The sequence below is a fragment of the Pseudonocardia sp. ICBG162 genome (assembly GCF_020496225.1).
In the GTDB taxonomy this organism is placed as follows: Bacteria; Actinomycetota; Actinomycetes; order Mycobacteriales; family Pseudonocardiaceae; genus Pseudonocardia; species Pseudonocardia alni.
The window spans coordinates 678111-697738 of sequence record NZ_JAHLJD010000017.1 but is presented as its reverse complement, the minus strand read 5'-3'; the positions used below and the strand labels follow the sequence as shown (position 1 = coordinate 697738).

Annotated in this window: 21 protein-coding genes; 14 read left to right on the top strand and 7 right to left on the bottom strand. The window is 72.7% G+C overall.

Translation table 11 applies throughout. From position 1 onward, the window contains the following. Positions 1-126 precede the first annotated feature (126 nt). Positions 127-561, top strand: coding sequence for an STAS domain-containing protein (locus KPL60_RS17385; protein ID WP_226350483.1), 435 nt, complete (start codon positions 127-129; stop codon positions 559-561). 9 nt (positions 562-570) lie between these two features. Here KPL60_RS17385 and KPL60_RS17380 read toward each other — a convergent pair whose 3' ends face one another. After that, complete coding sequence (locus KPL60_RS17380) at positions 571-1530, bottom strand: LysR family transcriptional regulator (RefSeq protein WP_224401790.1); 960 nt, start codon at positions 1528-1530, stop codon at positions 571-573. Between the two features lie 87 nt (positions 1531-1617). Here KPL60_RS17380 and KPL60_RS17375 point away from each other — a divergent pair, with 87 nt between their 5' ends. The 7 genes from KPL60_RS17375 to KPL60_RS17345 all read left to right on the top strand — a co-directional run bounded on the left by KPL60_RS17375 (position 1618) and on the right by KPL60_RS17345 (position 9451). Then, positions 1618-2337, top strand: coding sequence for a succinate dehydrogenase cytochrome b subunit (locus tag KPL60_RS17375; RefSeq protein ID WP_178372991.1), 720 nt, complete (start codon positions 1618-1620; stop codon positions 2335-2337). Between the two features lie 3 nt (positions 2338-2340). Beyond that, positions 2341-4308 (top strand): fumarate reductase/succinate dehydrogenase flavoprotein subunit, encoded by a 1968-nt coding sequence (locus KPL60_RS17370; RefSeq protein WP_226350484.1) that lies wholly within the window; start codon positions 2341-2343, stop codon positions 4306-4308. 14 nt (positions 4309-4322) lie between these two features. Further along, complete coding sequence (locus KPL60_RS17365) at positions 4323-5072, top strand: succinate dehydrogenase/fumarate reductase iron-sulfur subunit (protein WP_208820962.1); 750 nt, start codon at positions 4323-4325, stop codon at positions 5070-5072. A 75-nt stretch (positions 5073-5147) separates the two neighbouring features. Then, positions 5148-5804 carry an alpha-ketoglutarate-dependent dioxygenase AlkB gene (locus KPL60_RS17360; protein ID WP_226366476.1) on the top strand — a complete coding sequence of 219 codons (657 nt, stop codon included), beginning with the start codon at positions 5148-5150 and terminating at the stop codon, positions 5802-5804. A 172-nt stretch (positions 5805-5976) separates the two neighbouring features. Continuing rightward, positions 5977-6777, top strand: a complete 801-nt coding sequence (locus KPL60_RS17355) for a hypothetical protein (protein WP_226350486.1) — start codon at positions 5977-5979, stop codon at positions 6775-6777. 8 nt (positions 6778-6785) lie between these two features. Next, a complete protein-coding gene (locus tag KPL60_RS17350; RefSeq protein WP_226366609.1) occupies positions 6786-8693 on the top strand; it encodes a fumarate reductase/succinate dehydrogenase flavoprotein subunit in 1908 nt (635 codons plus the stop codon). Next, complete coding sequence (locus KPL60_RS17345) at positions 8690-9451, top strand: succinate dehydrogenase/fumarate reductase iron-sulfur subunit (RefSeq protein ID WP_062396701.1); 762 nt, start codon at positions 8690-8692, stop codon at positions 9449-9451. Before KPL60_RS17350 ends, KPL60_RS17345 begins: the two co-directional genes overlap by 4 nt. Before the next feature lie 80 nt (positions 9452-9531). On the opposite strand, the gene KPL60_RS17340 is transcribed toward KPL60_RS17345, so the two are convergent. Next, positions 9532-9816, bottom strand: a complete 285-nt coding sequence (locus KPL60_RS17340; protein ID WP_073577416.1) for a hypothetical protein — start codon at positions 9814-9816, stop codon at positions 9532-9534. Between the two features lie 68 nt (positions 9817-9884). Between KPL60_RS17340 and KPL60_RS17335 the strand changes: the two genes are divergently transcribed. From KPL60_RS17335 to KPL60_RS17320, 4 genes are all read left to right on the top strand, one after another. After that, a complete protein-coding gene (locus KPL60_RS17335) occupies positions 9885-10553 on the top strand; it encodes an alpha/beta fold hydrolase (protein WP_226366475.1) in 669 nt (222 codons plus the stop codon). Positions 10554-10573: 20 nt separating this feature from the next. Then, positions 10574-10903: a hypothetical protein gene (locus tag KPL60_RS17330; RefSeq protein WP_226350489.1), complete on the top strand. Its 330-nt coding sequence runs from the start codon at positions 10574-10576 to the stop codon at positions 10901-10903. A gap of 83 nt (positions 10904-10986) precedes the next feature. Then, positions 10987-11814: a CoA ester lyase gene (locus KPL60_RS17325; RefSeq protein WP_226366474.1), complete on the top strand. Its 828-nt coding sequence runs from the start codon at positions 10987-10989 to the stop codon at positions 11812-11814. A gap of 77 nt (positions 11815-11891) precedes the next feature. Further along, positions 11892-12602, top strand: a complete 711-nt coding sequence (locus tag KPL60_RS17320) for an SDR family oxidoreductase (RefSeq protein ID WP_226366473.1) — start codon at positions 11892-11894, stop codon at positions 12600-12602. 13 nt (positions 12603-12615) lie between these two features. On the opposite strand, the gene KPL60_RS17315 is transcribed toward KPL60_RS17320, so the two are convergent. Further along, complete coding sequence (locus KPL60_RS17315) at positions 12616-13524, bottom strand: LysR family transcriptional regulator (RefSeq protein ID WP_226366472.1); 909 nt, start codon at positions 13522-13524, stop codon at positions 12616-12618. A 49-nt stretch (positions 13525-13573) separates the two neighbouring features. Between KPL60_RS17315 and KPL60_RS17310 the strand changes: the two genes are divergently transcribed. Both KPL60_RS17310 and KPL60_RS17305 read left to right on the top strand, forming a co-directional pair. Next, the gene (locus tag KPL60_RS17310; protein WP_226350493.1) at positions 13574-15586 is read left to right on the top strand and encodes a prolyl oligopeptidase family serine peptidase; all 2013 of its coding nucleotides are present in this window, start codon (positions 13574-13576) and stop codon (positions 15584-15586) included. Positions 15587-15609: 23 nt separating this feature from the next. Then, complete coding sequence (locus KPL60_RS17305) at positions 15610-16323, top strand: AAA family ATPase (RefSeq protein WP_226366471.1); 714 nt, start codon at positions 15610-15612, stop codon at positions 16321-16323. An 11-nt stretch (positions 16324-16334) separates the two neighbouring features. Here KPL60_RS17305 and KPL60_RS17300 read toward each other — a convergent pair whose 3' ends face one another. The 4 genes from KPL60_RS17300 to KPL60_RS17285 all read right to left on the bottom strand — a co-directional run bounded on the left by KPL60_RS17300 (position 16335) and on the right by KPL60_RS17285 (position 19596). After that, positions 16335-17201, bottom strand: a complete 867-nt coding sequence (locus KPL60_RS17300) for an amino acid ABC transporter permease (protein WP_226366470.1) — start codon at positions 17199-17201, stop codon at positions 16335-16337. Beyond that, positions 17198-17845 carry an amino acid ABC transporter permease gene (locus tag KPL60_RS17295; protein WP_208820948.1) on the bottom strand — a complete coding sequence of 216 codons (648 nt, stop codon included), beginning with the start codon at positions 17843-17845 and terminating at the stop codon, positions 17198-17200. The genes KPL60_RS17300 and KPL60_RS17295 overlap by 4 nt, the downstream gene beginning before the upstream one ends. Positions 17846-17942: 97 nt before the next feature. Further along, a complete protein-coding gene (locus KPL60_RS17290) occupies positions 17943-18827 on the bottom strand; it encodes a glutamate ABC transporter substrate-binding protein (protein WP_226366469.1) in 885 nt (294 codons plus the stop codon). Between the two features lie 40 nt (positions 18828-18867). After that, a complete protein-coding gene (locus tag KPL60_RS17285; protein ID WP_020622568.1) occupies positions 18868-19596 on the bottom strand; it encodes an amino acid ABC transporter ATP-binding protein in 729 nt (242 codons plus the stop codon). Positions 19597-19628 lie beyond the last annotated feature (32 nt).

The window sequence follows — 19628 nt, the reverse complement described above, 5'->3', positions numbered from 1 at the left end:
CTAGGAAGACCGGCGGCATCCCGCGCGTCGACGGGGCGACGACGCCGCCGCCATCGGGCGGTCGGCGTGCGGTACTGGCACTCTGGCCCCGGCGGTGGCGCGGCGCCCCGCGGGAGGCGGCCGGTGATGACCGATCCGACGGACGGCCCGGGAGGAGTGCCCGGCCTGTCCGCCGCGACCGCGGAGGGCGGCGGCCTGGCCCTGGAGGCGGTGCCACACCCGTCAGGGCCGGTGGCGCTGCACGCCGTCGGCGACGTCGACGTCGCGACCGCGCCGTTCCTGGCCGAGCAGGTGGGCGCCTGGTTCGCCGCGGCCCCGCGGATCGTGCTGGACCTGTCCGCGGTCGGCTTCCTCGGCTCGGCCGGGATCGCGGCGCTGCTGGACTGCCACCGCGACGCCGCCGCGGCCGGGGTGGTGCTGGAGCTGTACTGCGGCACGGCGCGCCAGGTCCGCCGGGTCCTGCAGGTCACCGGCACCCTGGAACACCTGCGGGTGCTCGACCCGCACCCGCCGCCGGAGACCCCCGAGGGCCGCGCCCCGCTGTTCCCGGTGCCCGACTGACCTCGGCCCTCAGCCGAGCAGCTCCCGGCCGGTCCGGTGCCGGTGCAGCACCTGGACGTCGGTCGTGCCCTCCCGCAGCGACGCCGAGGTGTCGGACATGTGCTCCAGCAGCGTGTCCGCGAAGGCGATGACGGCCGGGGTGGGGGCGATGTCGGCCCGCCGCGCCAGCGCCACCGTGCGGTGGATCGCCGGGTTGAGCACCGTGCGCCGCAGCCGCGGCCGCCCGATGAACGTCAGGTCCGGCACCACCGCCACCCCGGTGCCGGCCTCGACCATGCGCAGCACCGCGTCCATCTGGCCGCCCTCGACGGCGATCCGCGGCGTGACCCCGGCGACGGCGTAGGCCCGCAGGGTCACCTCCCGCAGGTCGTAGCCCTGGCGCACCATCACCAGGTCGTGCCGGGCGAGCTCGGACACCGTCATCGACCCGCGCGGGGTCAGCGGCCTGCGCGCCCGCGGCGAGGCGACCGAGAGCCGTTCGCGCAGCAGGGGAGCGGTGTGCAGGGTCGGGTCCACCCCGTCGGGGGGCACGATCACCAGCGCGACGTCCAGCTCCCCCTGCACCAGCGCCGCCTCCAGCGGCTGCGAGCCGTCCTCGGCGAGCTCGACGGCGATCTCGGGGTGCCGGGCGTGGAAGACCCGCAGCACGTCGGACAGCACGCCGATGCACAGCGACGGCGTCGCCCCGACCCGCACCCGGCCGCTGCGCAGGCCGACCATCTCGGCCACCGTCGTGCGGACCATGTCGGAATCGGCGAGCATCCTGCGTGCCAGTGGCAGCACCGCCTCACCGGCCGGGGTCAGCGTGACGGCCGACCCGCGGTTGATCAGTGGGGAGCCCAGCTCGTCCTCCAGCGCCCGCAGCGCGCGGCTCAGGGTCGGCTGGGCGACCCCCACCTGGTCGGCCGCCCGAGTGAAGCTGCGCACGTTCGCCACGGCGACGAAGTACATGAGCTGCTGAAGTGTCACGTGCATAGCTTACGGCTATGAGCGGAGACCGTTTCATGCATTGGACTGCCTTACCCGTTGGTATGTCCACTGGAGGACGTGGTCACGATGTCCGAGAAGTCCCGGGCCGGCGGCGGAGCCAAGCCCGCCGCACCCCGGCGCCCGCGCACGCCCAGTGCGCTGCTGAAGTTCGTGATGGCGGTGAGCGGCGTCGTGCTGCTCGGCTACGTCACGCTGCACATGATCGGGAACCTGAAGATCTTCTTCGGCCCCGAGGCGATCGATCACTACGCGGCCTGGCTGCGCACCATCCTGGAGCCGGCGCTGCCCTACTCGGGCATGCTCTGGATCGTCCGCGTGGTGCTGGTCGTCGCGGTGGTCGCCCACATCTGGTCGGCGACGATGCTCGCCCTGCGTGCGCGCAGGGCCCGCCCGATCAAGTACGCGGGTGGCTCCTACCAGGTCAAGGGCAGCTACGCGGCCCGCACCATGCGCTGGGGCGGCGTGATCATCGCGCTGTTCGTGATCTACCACCTGCTCGACCTCACCGCGGGCACGCTGAACCCGAACGGCGTGCACCTCGCGGTGGCCGACAACCTCGCGGCCGACTTCACCCTCGCCCGCTGGTACGTCACCCTGTTCTACGTCCTCGCGGTGGTCGCGCTGGGCTTCCACGTCCAGCACGGCATCTTCTCGGGCATCCAGACGCTCGGGTGGTCGTCGAACAGCCGTGAGCGCACCATCAAGGTGGTGTCGACGGTCTTCGCCGCCGTGCTGACCCTCGGCTTCATCTCGGTGCCCCTCGCCGTCACGTTCGGAGTGGTCTGACCCATGACTGACGCCTCGTCCCACCACATCTCCTACGCCGACTACGCGACCGGCGAGCCGGTCGTCGACAAGGCGGTCCCCTCGGGCGCCATCGAGACCCGCTGGGAGCGTCGTCGTTTCGGCGTCAAGCTGGTCAACCCGGCGAACAAGCGCTCGAAGAAGATCATCGTCGTGGGCTCCGGCCTGGCCGGCGGCTCCGCGAGCGCGACGCTCGGCGAGGCCGGCTACCACGTCAAGACGTTCTGCTACCAGGACAGCCCGCGGCGCGCGCACTCGATCGCCGCGCAGGGCGGCATCAACGCGGCGAAGAACTACCGCAACGACGGCGACAGCGTCTACCGGCTGTTCTACGACACCGTGAAGGGCGGCGACTTCCGCGCGCGGGAGTCCAACGTCCACCGGCTCGCCGAGATCTCCCGCCAGATCATCGACCAGTGCGTCGCGCAGGGCGTCCCGTTCGCCCGCGACTACGCCGGTCTGCTCGACAACCGCTCGTTCGGCGGCGTGCAGGTCTCCCGCACCTTCTACGCCCGCGGTCAGACCGGCCAGCAGCTGCTGATCGGCGCCTACCAGGCGCTGGAGCGCCAGGTGAAGGCCGGCACCGTCGAGATGTACGCCCGGCACGAGATGCTCGAGCTGATCATGGTCGAGGGTCGTGCCCGCGGCATCGTCGCGCGCGACATGGTCTCCGGCGAGATCGAGGTGCACACCGCCGACGCGGTCGTGCTCGCCTCCGGCGGCTACGGCAACGTCTTCTACCTGTCGACGAACGCCAAGGGCTGCAACGTGACCGCCGGCTGGCGGGCGCACCGCAAGGGCGCGCTGTTCGCGAACCCCTGCTTCACCCAGATCCACCCGACCTGCATCCCGGTCTCCGGCGACCACCAGTCGAAGCTGACCCTGATGTCGGAGTCGCTGCGCAACGACGGCCGCGTCTGGGTCCCGAAGAAGCTCGGCGACGACCGCGGGCCGAACGAGATCCCGCACGAGGAGCGCGACTACTTCCTCGAGCGCAAGTACCCGGCGTTCGGCAACCTGGTGCCCCGCGACATCGCGTCCCGGGCCGCCAAGGAGGTCTGCGACGAGAAGCGCGGCGTCGGACCGTCGGGCCTGGGCGTGTACCTGGACTTCGACGACGCCATCCAGCGCCTCGGCCGCAAGGCCGTCGAGAACAAGTACGGCAACCTGTTCGAGATGTACGAGCGGATCACGGGTGAGAACCCGTACGAGGTCCCGATGCGGATCTTCCCCGCCGTGCACTACACGATGGGTGGCCTCTGGGTCGACTACGACCTGCAGTCGACCATTCCGGGTCTCTACGTGGCCGGCGAGGCGAACTTCTCCGACCACGGTGCGAACCGGCTCGGTGCGTCCGCGCTGATGCAGGGTCTGGCCGACGGCTACTTCGTCCTCCCGGTCACGATCGGCGACTACCTGGCCAAGAACGAGCTCGACGCCGTCCCCGACGACGCGCCCGAGGTCGTCGAGGCCGTGCAGTCGGTCACCGACCGGATCGACCAGTTCCTGTCGATCAACGGCACCCGCACGGTGGACTCGTTCCACCGCGAGCTGGGCCAGATCATGTGGGACTACTGCGGCATGGAGCGCACCGAGGAGGGTCTGCGCAAGGCGCTGGACCGCATCCCTGAGCTCCGTCGCGAGTTCTGGAACAACGTCAAGGTGCCGGGTACCGGCGCGGAGCTCAACCAGAGCCTGGAGAAGGCCGGCCGGGTGGCCGACTTCCTCGAGCTCGGCGAGCTCATGTGTCTCGACGCGCTCGTGCGTCGCGAGTCCTGCGGCGGTCACTTCCGCGGGGAGAGCCAGACCGAGGACGGCGAGGCGCAGCGCGACGACGAGAACTTCTCCTTCACCTCGGCCTGGGAGTACACCGGCCGCGGGCAGGCTCCGGTCCTGCACAAGGAGGAGCTCACGTTCGAGTACGTGCACCCGACCCAGCGCAGCTACAAGTAAGAGGACCGACGGACATGAAGCTCAACCTGAAGGTCTGGCGCCAGCGCGACGCGGTCGACAAGGGGCGCCTGGTCACCTACACCGTCGACGCCGACGAGGACATGTCGTTCCTCGAGATGCTCGACGTGCTCAACGAGAAGCTGATCCTCTCCGGCGACGAGCCGGTCGCGTTCGACCACGACTGCCGCGAGGGCATCTGCGGCTCGTGCAGCATGGTCATCGACGGCCGGCCGCACGGCCCGCAGCGGGCGACCACCACCTGCCAGCTGCACATGCGGCACTACTCCGACGGCGACACGATCGTCATCGAGCCGTTCCGCTCGGGCTCGTTCCCGGTCATCAAGGACCTCGTCGTCGACCGCGCCGCGTTCGACAAGATGATCCAGGCCGGCGGCTACGTCTCGGTGAACACCGGGTCGGCGCCGGAGGCCAACTCCAACGCCGTGCCGAAGGTCGCCGCGGACCGCTCGTTCGCCGCGGCGAACTGCATCGGCTGCGGTGCCTGCGTCGCGGCCTGCCCGAACGGGTCGGCGTCGCTGTTCCTGGGCGCGAAGCTGACCCACCTGGGCGAGCTGCCGCAGGGCCAGCCGGAGCGCTACGAGCGCGTCGTCAGCATGGTGGAGGAGCACGAGGCCGCCGGGTTCGGCGGCTGCACCAACACCGGCGCCTGCGCCACCGCCTGCCCGAAGGAGATTCCGCTCGACGTGATCTCCCAGCTGAACCGCGACTACCTCGCGGCCACGGTGGGCGGCCGGAAGAAGTAGGACACACCGTCGCGACGGCCCGGGCCACCTCTTCCGCGGGGTGCCCGGGCCGTCGTGCGTCGTGGGGGAGGGGTCGTGGACGGACTGTTCGGACGGGAGCGGCGTGCGCTCGGGCCCGGCGCGGTGCACGTCCCGGACTGGCTCGACCTCCCCGGGCAGCGCAGGCTGGCCGACGCCTGCCGGGGGTGGGTCCGCGACGGTCCCGGCCTCCGCACGGTGACGCTCCCCGGCGGTGGCGTGATGTCGGTCCGCAGCGTCTGCCTGGGGTGGCACTGGCTGCCCTACCGCTACTCGCGCACCCGCGACGACCAGGACGGCGGCGCCGTCCCGCCGGTCCCGTCGTGGCTGGCCGACCTCGGCCGGGCCGCGCTGGCCGCGACCGGCCACCCGGACGCGCAGGCGTACCGGCCGGACGTCGCGGTGGTCAACTTCTACGACGGCGACGCCCGCATGGGCCTGCACCAGGACCGCGAGGAACGCTCGCCCGCCCCGGTGGTGTCGCTGTCGGTCGGGCGGGCGTGTGTGTTCCGGCTCGGCACCGCCGGGCACCGCGGGCAGCCGTGGACCGACGTCGAGCTGTACTCCGGTGACCTCGTGGTGTTCGGCGGGGCGAGCCGGCTGGCGTTCCACGGGGTGCCCCGGCTGCTCGACGACCCCGGACCGCCCGGCACCGGCCTGCGGTCCGGGCGGCTCAACGTCACGCTGCGCGAATCGGGTCTCGACGGCCCGTGACGTGTGAGCCACGTCTCGATAGGACGGCCAATCGCCGTCCCGACGTAGATCACATGTGATCTGGGTCGTACTCTCTGGCGACCACCGCACCGTGTGTGCGGCGGGTGTTCACGAGGACACGACGTCGTGTCAGGTCTCTTCGGCGTCGTCGAGACGACAGGAGCTCCCGTACGTGTCATCCACCACTGACGCGTCCACCGGCCGGGCCACCATCGCCGCGCGCACGCTGCGCACGGACCGATGGTGGCTTCCCCCGCTGGCCACCTTCGTGGCGTTCGTCGCCTGGGTCGCCTACGCGACCGTGCGGGCGTTCATGCAGAACTACTACTTCGTCCCCGAGTACGGCTATCTGACGCCGTTCTACTCGCCGTGCGTCTCGACGGGCTGCGTCGAGGAGGCGTCGCACTTCGGCCGGTTCCTGCCCGACGTCTGGTGGCTGCCCTACGCGGCGGTCTCCCTGCCGTTCCTGCTGCTGTTCCGGCTGACCTGCTACTACTACCGCAAGGCCTACTACCGGGCGTTCTGGCTCTCCCCGCCGGCCTGCGCGGTCGCCGAGCCGCACCGGCGCTACAGCGGTGAGACGCGCTTCCCGCTGATCCTGCAGAACGCGCACCGCTACTTCTTCTACATCGCCGGGATCATCACGCTGATCAACGCCTACGACGCGGTGCTGGCCTTCGCCAAGCCCGGCGGCGGGTTCGGCCTGGGGCTGGGCAACATCATCCTGGTCGTGAACGTGGTGCTGCTGTTCGGCTACACGCTCTCGTGCCACTCGTGCCGCAGCGCCGTCGGCGGGCGGCTCAACCACTTCTCGAAGCACCCGGTCCGCTACAAGCTCTGGACCCAGGTCTCGAAGCTGAACACGCGGCACAACCAGTTCGCGTGGGCGACGCTGGTGAGCCTCGCCGTCACCGACTTCTACGTCATGGCCGTCTCCGCCGGCTGGATCAGCGACCTGCGGATCGTGGGGTGAGCACCGAGATGGACGAACAGATCGAGCGGCACGACTACGACGTCGTCGTCATCGGGGCCGGCGGTGCCGGCCTGCGGGCGGCGATCGAGGCGCGGCTGCAGGGCAAGCGGACGGCGATCATCTCCAAGTCGCTGTTCGGCAAGGCGCACACCGTGATGGCGGAGGGCGGCTGCGCGGCGTCGATGGGCAACGCCAACCCGAACGACAACTGGCAGGTCCACTACCGCGACACCATGCGCGGCGGGAAGTTCCTCAACAACTGGCGGATGGCCGAGCTGCACGCCAAGGAGGCCCCGGACCGGGTCTGGGAGCTGGAGACCTACGGTGCGCTGTTCGACCGCACCAAGGACGGCAAGATCAGCCAGCGCAACTTCGGCGGGCACACCTACCCGCGGCTGGCGCACGTCGGCGACCGGACCGGCCTGGAGCTGATCCGCACCCTGCAGCAGAAGGTCGTCTCGCTGCAGCAGGAGGACCTCGCCGAGACCGGCGACGCCGAGTCCCGCATCCGGGTCTTCCACGAGTGCACGATCACCGAGCTGTTCACCACCGATGGCGCGATCTCGGGCTGCTTCGGCTACTTCCGCGGCGACGGCCGGTTCGTGCGTTTCGACGCCCCGGCGATCGTGCTCGCCACCGGCGGGGTCGGGAAGAGCTACTCGGTCACGTCGAACTCCTGGGAGTACACCGGCGACGGCCACGCGCTGGCCCTGCGCGCCGGCGCGACGCTGATCAACATGGAGTTCCTGCAGTTCCACCCGACGGGCATGGTGTGGCCGCCCTCGGTGCGGGGCCTGCTGGTCACCGAGTCGGTCCGCGGCGACGGCGGCGTGCTGCGCAACACCGACGGCAAGCGGTTCATGTTCGAGTACGTGCCGGACGTGTTCAAGGAGCAGTACGCCACCTCCGAGGAGGAGGGCGACCGCTGGTACACCGACCCGGACAACAACCGGCGCCCGCCGGAGCTGCTGCCCCGCGACGAGGTGGCCCGGGCGATCAACTCCGAGGTCAAGGCCGGGCGCGGGACCGAGCACGGCGGGGTGTTCCTCGACGTGTCGACCCGGCTGAAGCCCGAGGAGATCCTCAAGCGGCTGCCGTCGATGCGCCACCAGTTCAAGGAGCTGGCCGACGTCGACATCACCAAGGAGCCGATGGAGGTCGGCCCGACCTGTCACTACGTGATGGGCGGGGTGGAGGTCGAGCCGGACACCGCGATGTCGAAGGTCCCCGGCCTGTTCGCCGCGGGCGAGGTCGCGGGCGGCATGCACGGCTCCAACCGGCTCGGCGGCAACTCGCTGTCGGACCTGCTGGTGTTCGGCCGTCGCGCCGGGCTGCACGCCGCGCAGCACGCCGACGCCGGCCGGCCCGCCGTGGCCGAGTCCGACGTCGCCGCCGCGCTGGAGCGGGCGATGCTGCCGTTCTCCAGCGCGACCGAGGGCGGGGAGAACCCGTTCGTCGTGCAGCAGGAACTGCAGAAGACGATGCACGAGCTCGTCGGGATCATCCGCAAGGGCGACGAGATGGAGCTCGCCCTCAAGAAGCTCGAGGACATCGCCACCCGCACCCGCACCGTCTCGGTCGAGGGGCACCGCCGGTTCAACCCGGGCTGGCACCTGGCCCTGGACCTGCGCAACATGCTGCTCGTCGCGCTGTGCACCGGGAAGGCCGCGCTGGAGCGCCAGGAGTCCCGGGGCGGGCACACCCGCGACGACTTCCCGGTCATGGACTCGGACTGGCGGCACCTGCTGCTGGTGTGCCGGGCGATCGGCGAGGACGACGTCGAGCTGACCCGTCAGGAGCAGCTCCCGATGCGGTCGGACCTGTTCGACCTGTTCGAGATGGACGAGCTGAAGAAGTACTACACCGGAGACGAGCTGGGCGGTCACCGCGCCGACTCCGCGGAGGGGAACCAGTGAGCAGTCACCTGCACCACTTCCGCGTCTGGCGCGGCGACGACAACAAGGGCGAGCTGGTCGACTACCCGGTGGAGGTGAACGAGGGCGAGGTCGTCCTCGACGTCATCCACCGGCTGCAGGCCACCGAGGCCGGCGACCTGGCCGTGCGGTGGAACTGCAAGGCGGGCAAGTGCGGCTCGTGCTCGGCGGAGATCAACGGCCGGCCGCGGCTGATGTGCATGACGCGGATGAACACCTTCGACGACGAGGAGGTCGTCACCGTCACGCCGCTGCGCAGCTTCCCGGTGATCCGCGACCTCGTGACCGACGTGTCGTTCAACTACACCAAGGCCCGCGAGATCCCCAGCTTCACCCCGCCCGAGGGTGTGGCTCCGGGCGAGTACCGGATGGCGCAGGTCGACGTCGAGCGGAGCCAGGAGTTCCGCAAGTGCATCGAGTGCTACCTGTGCCAGAACACCTGCCACGTGGTCCGCGACCACGAGGAGAACAAGGAGGCGTTCGCCGGGCCGCGCTATCTGATGCGGATGGCGGAGCTGGACATGCACCCGCTCGACGCGCACGGCAACCGCGCCGTCGAGGCCCAGGAGGAGCACGGGCTGGGGTTCTGCAACATCACCAAGTGCTGCACCGAGGTGTGCCCCGAGCACATCAAGATCACCGACAACGCGCTCATCCCGCTCAAGGAGCGTGCGGTGGACCGCAAGTACGACCCGCTGGTGTGGCTGGGGGACAAGATCTTCCGGCGCTCCGGGAGCTGAGCGTGCCCCCGCACCCCGGCGGCGGCCGTCGCACCCGCCGCACGGGGTGCGGGGACCGCGCCGGGGGTGCGACGGGTCGCTCAGCGCTCCATCGACCGGCGGATCTCGGCGAGCCGGTCGGCGGCCTTGCGCTCGCGCTCGGCGAACGCGTCCTCGGCCTCCGCGGCGCGCGCGTCGCCGCCTGCGAGCTCCTCGGCGGCCGCCGCGGTCGCGGCGCGGCCCTCGATGCGGTCGCGCACGTAGGAGAACGTGGGGACGCCGTCGTCGGTGTAGTCGGTGACGGGCTCGACCGGGTCGGGCACGGCAGGGTCGGGCAGGGCCGGTTCCGGGTCGGGGACGGCGGGCAGGTGGGTCGGGTCGGTCATCGGGCCTCCTCGGTTCCGCCCCCGACGGTAGGCGATGAGAACGGCGCCGGTGGGCGGTCGTCACCGTCATGACGACCTTCGCGCTCGTCCCCGGGGCGGGGACCGACACCTGGTACTGGGGCCCGCTGGAACGGGAGCTGACCCGGCGCGGCCACCGCGCGGTGCCGGTCGAGCTGCCCTGCGACGACGACACCGCCGGGCTGGGCGACTACGCCGACGCCGTCGTGGCCGCGGTCGGGGGTGCCGAGGACCTCGTGGTCGTCGCGCACTCCTTCGGCGGGTTCAGCGCTCCGCTGGTGTGCGACCGGGTCGCGGTGCGCGAGCTCGTCCTGGTGACGGCGATGGTGCCGCTGCCGGGCGAGTCCGCGGCGCAGTGGGGCGACGCGACGGGCGCCGGGGCGGCGCTCGCGGAGCAGGACGCCCGCGACGGGCGCGACCCCGACGACGTCGTCGGGCTCTTCTACCACGACGTCGACGAGTCGGTCGCGAACGAGGCACTGCGTCACGAGCGCGACCAGTCCGCGACGCCGTGGACCCAGCCGTGGCCGCGTGCGGCCTGGCCGGACGTGCCGACCCGGTACCTGCTGTGCCGCGAGGACAAGCTGTTCCCGGCCGCGTTCGTCCGGACGATGCTCGCCCGGCGGCTGCGCGGCGTCGTGCCCGAGATGGTCCCCGGCGGGCACCACCCGATGCTGTCGCACCCGGGCGCGCTGGCCGCGGCGGTGCTCGGCCGCTGAGGGCAGGCGATGATGGCGCCGTGGCGCGCACGCGGATCCGGGAGCTGGTGGTGGTGCACGACGCGGCCTGCGCGCCGTGCTCGCGGATCGCCCAGGAGCTGCCGGGCTGCGTGACCGTCCGGGTCCGGGCGCGGTCCTGCCACGAGCCGCGGCTGGCCGAGATCTACCCGAACCTGCCGGCCGCCGTCGCCGGGTGCCGGGCGCCGGCGGTCGGTGTGCTCCGCACCGACGGGCAGGTCCGCTGGTGGACCGGGATGCGCGGGATCGTCGGGCTGGCGCCGGTGCTGCGGCCCGGCGCGCTGCCGGTCGCGGTCCGGCTGCTGCGGGAGGCGGCCGCGGTGCGGCGCTGAGGCCGGGCCCCGGTGAGCCGATCATCGCCGCACCGGAGATCCTGGTCGGACCAGACTCGCCGTCCGACCGGAGGGGCCCACCCGTGGACACCACCGCCCGACCCCTCGACCACGGGCCGGCCCTGCTGTTCTGCCCCGGCAACCGGCCCGACCGGTTCGCCAAGGCGCTCGCCGCGGCCGACGCCGTCATCCTCGACCTGGAGGACGCCGTCGGCCCGGACGACAAGGACGGCGCCCGGGACACCGTCGTCGCCGCGCTGGCGGAGCTGGACCGCACCCGGGTGGTCGTGCGGGTCAACGCGCCCGGCACCCCCGCCCACGACGGCGACGTCGCCGCGCTGGCCGCCTACCCCGACCTCACGCTGATGCTGCCGATGGCGACGAGCGCCGCCGCGGTGGAGGCGCTGGCCCCGCACCCGGTGATCGCGCTGTGCGAGACCGCGCACGGGGTGCTGGAGGCGCCGTCGATCGCCCGGGCGTCGAACTGCTCGGGCCTGATGTGGGGCAGCGAGGACCTGCTCGCCGACCTGGGCGGGCGCACCGGGCGCGCGGCAGGCGGCGGCTACGGCCCGGCCCTGACCGAGGCCCGCACCCGGATCCTCTACGCCGCCCGCGCCGCGGGCCCGGCCCCGGTCGACACCGTGATCACCGACATCGCCGACACCGACACCCTGCTCGCCGACACCGTCGACGCGGCGAACGCGGGGTTCGCGGCGAAGGTGTGCATCCACCCGTCGCAGGTGGAGGTCGTGCGCCGCGGGTTCCGGCCCGGCGACGCCGAGATCGAGCACGCCCGCGCCCTGCTCGCCGAGGCGGAGCGGCACCCCGGGGTGTTCCGGTTCGGCGGGGAGATGGTCGACGCGCCGGTGCTCGCCCGGGCCCGGGCGACGCTGCGGCTGGCCGAGGCATAGACGACGTCTATCGCAGCGCTCGGAAGCATCGATCGCGCGACGGGACTGTGCGACGGCCCGGCGGCGCTGTACCGGGCATGGACATCACCACACTGGCCGGACAGGACCTGCTGATCGTCGGCGGCGGCTCGGGCATCGCCCGCGCGCTCGCCGCCGACGCCGTCGCGGAAGGGGCCACGGTCACCCTCGCCGGACGCGACCCGCAGCGGCTCGCCCCGGTGGCCGCACAGGTCGGCGCCGCCACCGCCCGGATCGACCTGACCGACGAGGGGAGCATCGCCGCCTTCGCCGCGACCTCGGGGCCGCTGGACCACGTCGTGTCGCTGGCCGCCGCACCGGCGAACGGGCCCGTCGCGGAGCTGGACCGCGACGCCGTCCACACCGCGTTCGACGCGAAGGTCATCGGCCCGCTGCTGCTGGCCAAGCACCTCGCCCCGCTCGTGCGCGGCTCGTTCCTGCTGTTCTCCGGCGTCGCGGCCTGGCGCCCGGCCCCCGGACGGTCGGTGATGGCGACGACCAACGGCGCCGTCGCGTTCCTCGCGCAGGCCCTGGCCGTCGAGCTCTCCCCGGTGCGGGTCAACGCGCTCTCGCCCGGCATCGTCGACTCCGGCCAGTGGGACCGGCTCGGCGACGGCAAGGACGCCTTCCTCGCCGCCACCGCCGCGGCCAACCCGGCGCGGCGCACCGGCACCCCGGCCCAGCTCTCCGCCGCGGCCCGCTCGCTGCTCACCAACACCTTCGTCACCGGCACGACCCTGCACGTCGACGGCGGCGGCCGGCTGGCCTGACCGGCGGCGCCGCTCAGGGGGTGAGCTGCGCGGCGACGGCGGCGGGCACGGGCACCCCGCGCCGTCGCAGCGCGGCGACGAACGCCGTCACCACCGGGTCCCGGCCCGGCCGGGTCAGCGCGACCACCTCCCGGTCCTGCGCCGGGTCCAGCGCCCGCACCACGCCCGGGGCGCCCGCGGGCAGCGCCGTCACCGGCACCACCGCGACGCCCAGCCCGGCGTCGGCGAGCCGGGCCGCGGTCGTCGCGCTGCGGGTGCGGGTCACCGCGTCGAGGGCGACGCCGTGCCCGGCGGCGAGGGTGTCGAGCCAGCCGGCCAGGCCGTTGCCGGGGTCGTAGTGCACCACCGGGCCGTCGCCGAGCGCGGCGACCGGGACCGGGCCCGGTGTGCCGGCGAGCGGGTGGCGGCGGGGGAGCACCGCGACCAGCGGCTCGCGGCCGAGCACCTCGGCGTCGACGCCGTCGCGGCCGGGGCGCGGGGACACCCCCACGTCGGCCGCGCCGTCGGCCACCCGGGCCGCGATCTCGTCGGCGCTGGTCAGCTCGGTGAGCTCCACCCGGGTCCGGGCGGCGGCACCGGAGGAGGCCCGCAGCACCGGGGCGAGCAGCCCCGCGGTCATCGTCTCCGCGCACGCCACCCGCAGCACCCCGGCGCCGCCGTGGGCGACCGCGCGCCCCGTCGTCAGCACCCGGTCCGCGGCCGCCAGCGCGGCGACGGCGTCGGCGTGCACCGCCCGCCCCGCGACGGTCGGGCGCACCCCGCGCGGCAGCCGCTCCAGCAGTGGGGTGCCGATCTCGCGTTCGAGCTGGGCCAGCTGGTGGGACAGCGCGGGCTGGGACAGGTGCAGGGCCGTGGCCGCCCCGGTCACCGACCCGTGGTCGAGGACGGCCACCAGGCATTCCAGCGCACGCAGTGTCGGCACGGCGACAACCTACGGGCACGGCGGCCCGGCGATGACTAGCGTGGGCGCCGTGACGATCTCCGGGTACGGGTCGTGGCCGACACCGGTCACGTCCGAAGTGGTGGTGACGGCCGCGGTGCGGCTCGGGGAGGTCCGCCCCGACGGTGCGCCCGGCACCGAGGACACCGGGGTGGTCTGGGCCGAGGGCCGCGCCGCGGAGGGCGGCCGGACCCAGCTGGTGCGCCGTACCGGCGGCGACGCCGCGGGCTCGCGCACCGACCTGCTGCCCGAGGGCGCGAACGCCCGCTCGGCGGTCCACGAGTACGGCGGCGGCGCGTGGTGGCTGCACGCCGGCAGCCCCGGCGTCGTCTGGTACGTCGAGTGGGCCGACCAGCGCCTGTACCGGCTCGACCGCGGCGCCGCCCCGGTCGCGCTCACCCCGGAGCCCGCGGTGCCCCGCGGCGACCGGCACGCCGACGGCGACGTCGCCCCCGACGGCACCTGGATGGTCGTGGTCCGCGAGCGCCACCACGCCGCGCACACCCCGGCCGCCGAGGTCGTCAACGAGATCGTGCGGCTCGACGCCCGCGCCCCGTCGACGCCGGAGGTGCTGGTCGGCGGCCCGGACTTCGTCGCCGCGCCGCGGATCTCCCCGGACGGCGGCACGCTGGCCTGGCTGTCCTGGAACCACCCGTCGATGCCGTGGGACGACGTCGAGCTCACCGTCCGCGACCTGGCGTCCGGGGTGGACACCGTCGTCGCGGGCGGGCCGGGGGAGTCGGTCACCGAGCCGCAGTGGCAGCCCGACGGGTCCCTGACCTTCCTCAGCGACCGCACCGGCTGGTGGAACCTCTACCGCTGGCTGCCCGGCCACGACATCGAGGCGCTCGTGCGCATCGACGCCGAGATCGGCGTGCCCGGCTGGGTGCTGGGCGGGTCGCGCTACGCCGTCCTGGAGGACGGCCGCGTCGTGTTCGCCCGCTCCTCGCGGGGCTTCGACGCGCTGGTGGTGCGGGAGGTCGACGGCCGGATCATCGAGCTCGACACCCCGTTCACCGCGATCGGCTCGGTGCGCGCCGACGGGCCCTACGCCGTCGTCTGCGTCGCGGGGACGCCCACCGCCGAGCCGGGCGTGCACCGCGTCGTGCCCGCCCCGGACGGCGCGGGGGAGCCCGGCGCGGCCGGGGTGCAGACCCTGCGCGCCCCGCGCGACCTCGGCCTGCACCCGGAGACCGTGTCGGTGCCCGAGCCGATCACGTTCCTGTCCTCGGACGCCGCGGGCAGCCCGCGCACCGGCTACGCGCTGTTCTACCCGCCGCTGGGCGGCCACGACGCCCCCGAGGGTGAGCTGCCGCCGCTGCTCGTCGTCATCCACGGCGGGCCGACCGGCTCCGCGACCCCGGTCCTCTCGGTCGCCGTGCAGTACTGGACCAGCCGCGGGTTCGGCGTCGTCGACGTCGACTACGGCGGCTCCACCGGCTACGGCCGCGCCTACCGCGAGCAGCTGAAGGGCGCCTGGGGGATCGTCGACGTCGCCGACTGCCTCGCCGCGGCCCGCACGCTCGCCGACACCGGCCGCGTCGACCCGGCCCGGATGGCGATCCGCGGCGGCTCCGCGGGCGGGTTCACCACCCTGGCCGCCCTCGCCCGCGACGACACCCCGTTCTCCGCCGGGGCCGACCACTTCGGCGTCGCCGACCTGGCCGCGCTCGCCCGGGACACCCACAAGTTCGAGTCCCGCTACCTCGACGGCCTGGTCGGGCCGTGGCCCGCGGCGGAGGCGGTGTACACCGAGCGCTCCCCGCTCACCCACGTCGGGCGCTTCCGCACCCCGCTGATCGTGCTCCAGGGCGACGAGGACGCCATCGTCCCGCCCAACCAGTCGGAGATGATCGTCGATGCGCTGCGCGGGCGCGGGGTGCCGGTCGCCTACCTGCTGTTCGCCGGGGAGCAGCACGGCTTCCGGCAGGCCGCGAACATCCGCCGGGCCCTCGACGCCGAGCTCGCGTTCTACTCCCGGGTGTTCGGGTTCGCGCTGCCCGCGGAGGAGGACATCGAGCCGGTGGAGATCGAGAACCTGTGAGTGCGGGGCACTTCATCGCCCGCATGTCCCTCGATCCCGCGGCCCCGTCGCGCGGCTACCCGTTCGAGCTCCCCGTGGTCCGGTGGCTGCGCGAGCACGGCGGGCTCGCGCTCTACCCGGGCGTGACGTTCCTGGTGGGGGAGAACGGGTCCGGGAAGTCGACGCTGGTGGAGGCCGTCGCCGTCGCGTTGGGGCTGAACCCCGAGGGCGGGTCGCGGTCGTTCCGGTTCGCGACCCGGGCGAGCGAGTCCGACCTCGGGTCCCACGTGCGGGTCGCCCGGCGGCCGGGCCGGGAGCGCACCAGCTTCTTCCTGCGTGCGGAGTCGTACTACAACGTGGCGTCCGAGGTGGAACGACTCGACCGGGAGCCGGGCGGCCCGCCGCTGCTGCCGGCCTACGGCGGCTCCGGGCACGAGCGCAGCCACGGCGAGTCGTTCCTGGCGCTGCTGCGCCACCGGTTCTTCCCGCGCGGCCTCTACCTGCTCGACGAGCCGGAGGCGGCGCTGTCGGTCACCGGGGCCCTGGCGGTGCTGGCCCGGATGGTGGACCTGACCGCGCAGGGCAGCCAGTTCGTCGTCGCCACCCACTCGCCGATCCTGCTCGCCCTGTCCGGGGCGACCGTCCTGCAGATCGGCGACGACGGCGCGGTCCGCCGCGTCGGGTACGACGAGGCGCTCCCGGTCGTCCTGACCCGGAGCTTCCTCGCCGACCCCGACGCGTTCCTGCGGCACCTGTAGGGCGACGGGCCTCAGACCGCCGCGCCGCCGGTGGGCACGGGCTCCGGGGCCGCCTGGGCGGTGGCCTTGCGCGGGCCCTGCGACAGCCGCTTCTCCACCAGCCGGGACAGCCCGGTCAGGATCAGGCACAGCCCGATGTAGATGACCGCGACGACCAGCGCGACCTGCAGGATCGGCGACCCGAGCTGCACCTGGCTGCCGAGCTGGCGGGCCACGAGCAGCAGCTCCTCGTAGAGGATCAGGAAGCCGAGCGCGGTGTCCTTCAGGACCACCACCAGCTGCGACAGGATCGTCGGCAGCATCGAGCGGACCGCCTGCGGGAGCAGCACCGAGGACATCACCTGGGTCTTGCGCAGCCCCAGGGCGTAGGCGGCCTCGCTCTGCCCGCGCGGGACCGCGTTGATCCCGGCGCGGAACACCTCGGCGAGCACCGAGCCGTTGTAGAGCATCAGGCCGAGCACGACGGCCCAGAACGCGGTGATCTCGATGCCCGCGCCCTGCGACATGCCGTAGTACATGATGAAGATCAGGACGAGCAGTGGGACGGCGCGGAAGAACTCCACGATCACGGTGCACGGGACCCGGATCCACGCGTGGTCCGACAGCCGCCCGGCGGCGAACACCGCCCCGAACAGCAGGGACAGGACCGCCGCGACGGCGAATGCGCGGATGGTGTTCCACAGCGCCTCGAGGATCCGGATCTGGATCGCCTCGTAGGTGATCCAGTCCCACATCCGGCCGCTGAACTGGCCGGTGGCCCAGAAGCGGTAGACGACGAACCCGAGGATCGCCACGATCACCGCGACGCCGACGACGCCGATCGTGCGGTTGCGGGCGCGGGCCGCCGGGCCCGGGATGTCGTAGAGGACCGAGCTCATCGGGCCACCCCCCAGCGGGCGTCGAGGCGGCGCTGCATCCAGGTCAGCGGGGCCACCAGGATCACGAAGATCAGCGCCACCCACAGCAGCCCGACGAGCACGTTGTAGCCGCGCTCGGAGAGGTTCTGGTAGATGCCGCCGGCCTGGAACACCGAGAAGCCGGACGCGATCGTGGTGTTCTTCAGCAGCGCGATCTGGATGTTCGTCATCGGCGGGACGGTGGCGCGCACCGCCTGCGGGAGCACCACCTGACCGAGGGTCTGGGTGAAGGTGAAGCCCAGCGCCCGCGAGGCCTCGGCCTGTCCGACCGGGACCGTGTTGATGCCCGACCGCACGACCTCGCACACGAACGCGGCGGTGTAGAGGATCAGGCCGACGCTCGCCAGCGCGAAGAAGCTGAGCTGGACGAGCTCGAGGCGGGGGTAGGCGAACGCGAAGAAGAACAGCACCAGCGTCAGCGGGGTGTTCCGCAGGATCGTCACGTAGCCGGTGCCGAAGGCACGCAGCGCGGGGACGGGGCTGACCCGCATGCCCGCCACCAGCGTGCCGAGCAGCAGCGACCCGATCGCGGCGACGACGAAGAGGCCGATCGTGCCGGCGAACCCGCCGACGTAGAGGTCGAGGTTGTCCAGCAGGACATCCACCGGGCGGCTCTCCTTTCTCTGGTCCCGACGTGTCTGGACCCGACGCGGCCCGGCGGGGTGGTGACGCGGTCACCGCCCCGCCGGGCCGCGGGCGGGATCAGTAGCGCTCGATGGCCGGCGGCTCGGTCTGGGTACCGGACTTGCCCAGGGTGCCGTCGTAGATGGTCTTCCAGGTTCCGTCGTCGATCGACGCCTGCAGCAGGTCGTTGATCTTGTTGCGGAGCGCGGTGTCGGCCTTCGGGACGCCGATGCCGTAGGGTTCGGAGGAGAACTTCTCGCCGACGACCTTCAGCTGCTGCGGGTTCTGCGCGGCGTAGCCGAGCAGGATCGCGTCGTCGGTGGTGACGGCGTCGACCTGGTTGTTGATCAGCTGGTCGACGCACTGGGTGTAGGTCTGGAACTCCACGACCTGGTCGGTCAGCTTCTGGTCCTTGACCCGCTGGATCGGGGTGGAGCCGGTGACCGAGCAGACCCGCTTGCCCTGCAGGGTCTGGGGGCCGGTGATCGCGTCGTCGTCGGCGCGGACGAGCAGGCTCTGCCCGGCGACGTAGTACGGACCGGCGAACCCGACGCGCTGCTTGCGCTTGTCGTTGATCGTGTAGGTGCCGACGTAGTAGTCGACGTCGCCGCGCTCGATGTTGTCCTCGCGCGCCGCCGACGGGATGACCTTGTAGTCGATCTGGTCGGGGGAGAAGCCGAGACCGCCCGCGACCATCCGGGCGATGTCGATGTCGAACCCGGAGAACTCGTTGGTGGTGGCGTCGCGGAAGCCCAGGTTCGGCTGGTCGTCCTTGACGCCGACGACGACGCGGCCGCGCTGCTTCATGGCGTCGAAGGTGGGAGAGCCCTCGACGGTCACGTTCTGCGCGACGGTCGGCTGGTAGCCCGAGCCCTCGGCGCCGGGGGCGCCCTCGCGGCCGCAGCCGGCCAGGGCGAGGGTGGCGGCCAGGGCGGCAGCCACCAGGATGCGGGTTCTCTTCACGGTTCGCTCCGCTCGTCGGGGGTGGTGGTGGAAGGCGTCCTCAGTGCGAGAGGATCTTGCCGAGGAAGTCCTTGGCGCGGTCGCTGCGCGGGGCGGTGAAGAACTCGTCCGGGGTCGCGTCCTCGACGATCTCGCCGTCGCTCATGAAGACGACGCGGTGCGCGGCCCGGCGGGCGAAGCCCATCTCGTGGGTCACGACGACCATCGTCATGCCCTCCTTGGCCAGCGAGGTCATGGTGTCGAGCACCTCGTTGACCATCTCCGGGTCGAGCGCCGAGGTCGGCTCGTCGAAGAGCATCACCTTCGGCTTCATCGCCAGCGCGCGGGCGATCGCCGCGCGCTGCTGCTGGCCGCCGGAGAGCTGCGCCGGGTACTTGTCGCGCTGGTTGGCGATGCCGACGCGCTCCAGCAGCGCCAGCCCGGTCTTCTCGGCCTCGGCCTTGGAGACGCCGCGGACCTTGAGCGGGGCCAGCGTGACGTTCTCCAGGATCGTCTTGTGCGCGAACAGGTTGAACGACTGGAAGACCATGCCGACGTCGGCGCGCAGGGCGGCCAGCGCCTTGCCCTCCGCCGCCAGCGCGGTGCCGTCGATCTCGATCGTTCCGGTGTCGATCGGCTCGAGCCGGTTGATCGTGCGGCAGAGTGTGGACTTGCCGGAACCGGAGGGGCCGAGGACGACGACGACCTCCCCACGGGCGACGTCCAGATCGATGTCGCGCAACACGTGGAGGTCGCCGAAGTGCTTCTGCACCCCGGCCATCCGCACCATGGGAGTGCTGGACGCGGGCGGGCTGGTCATGC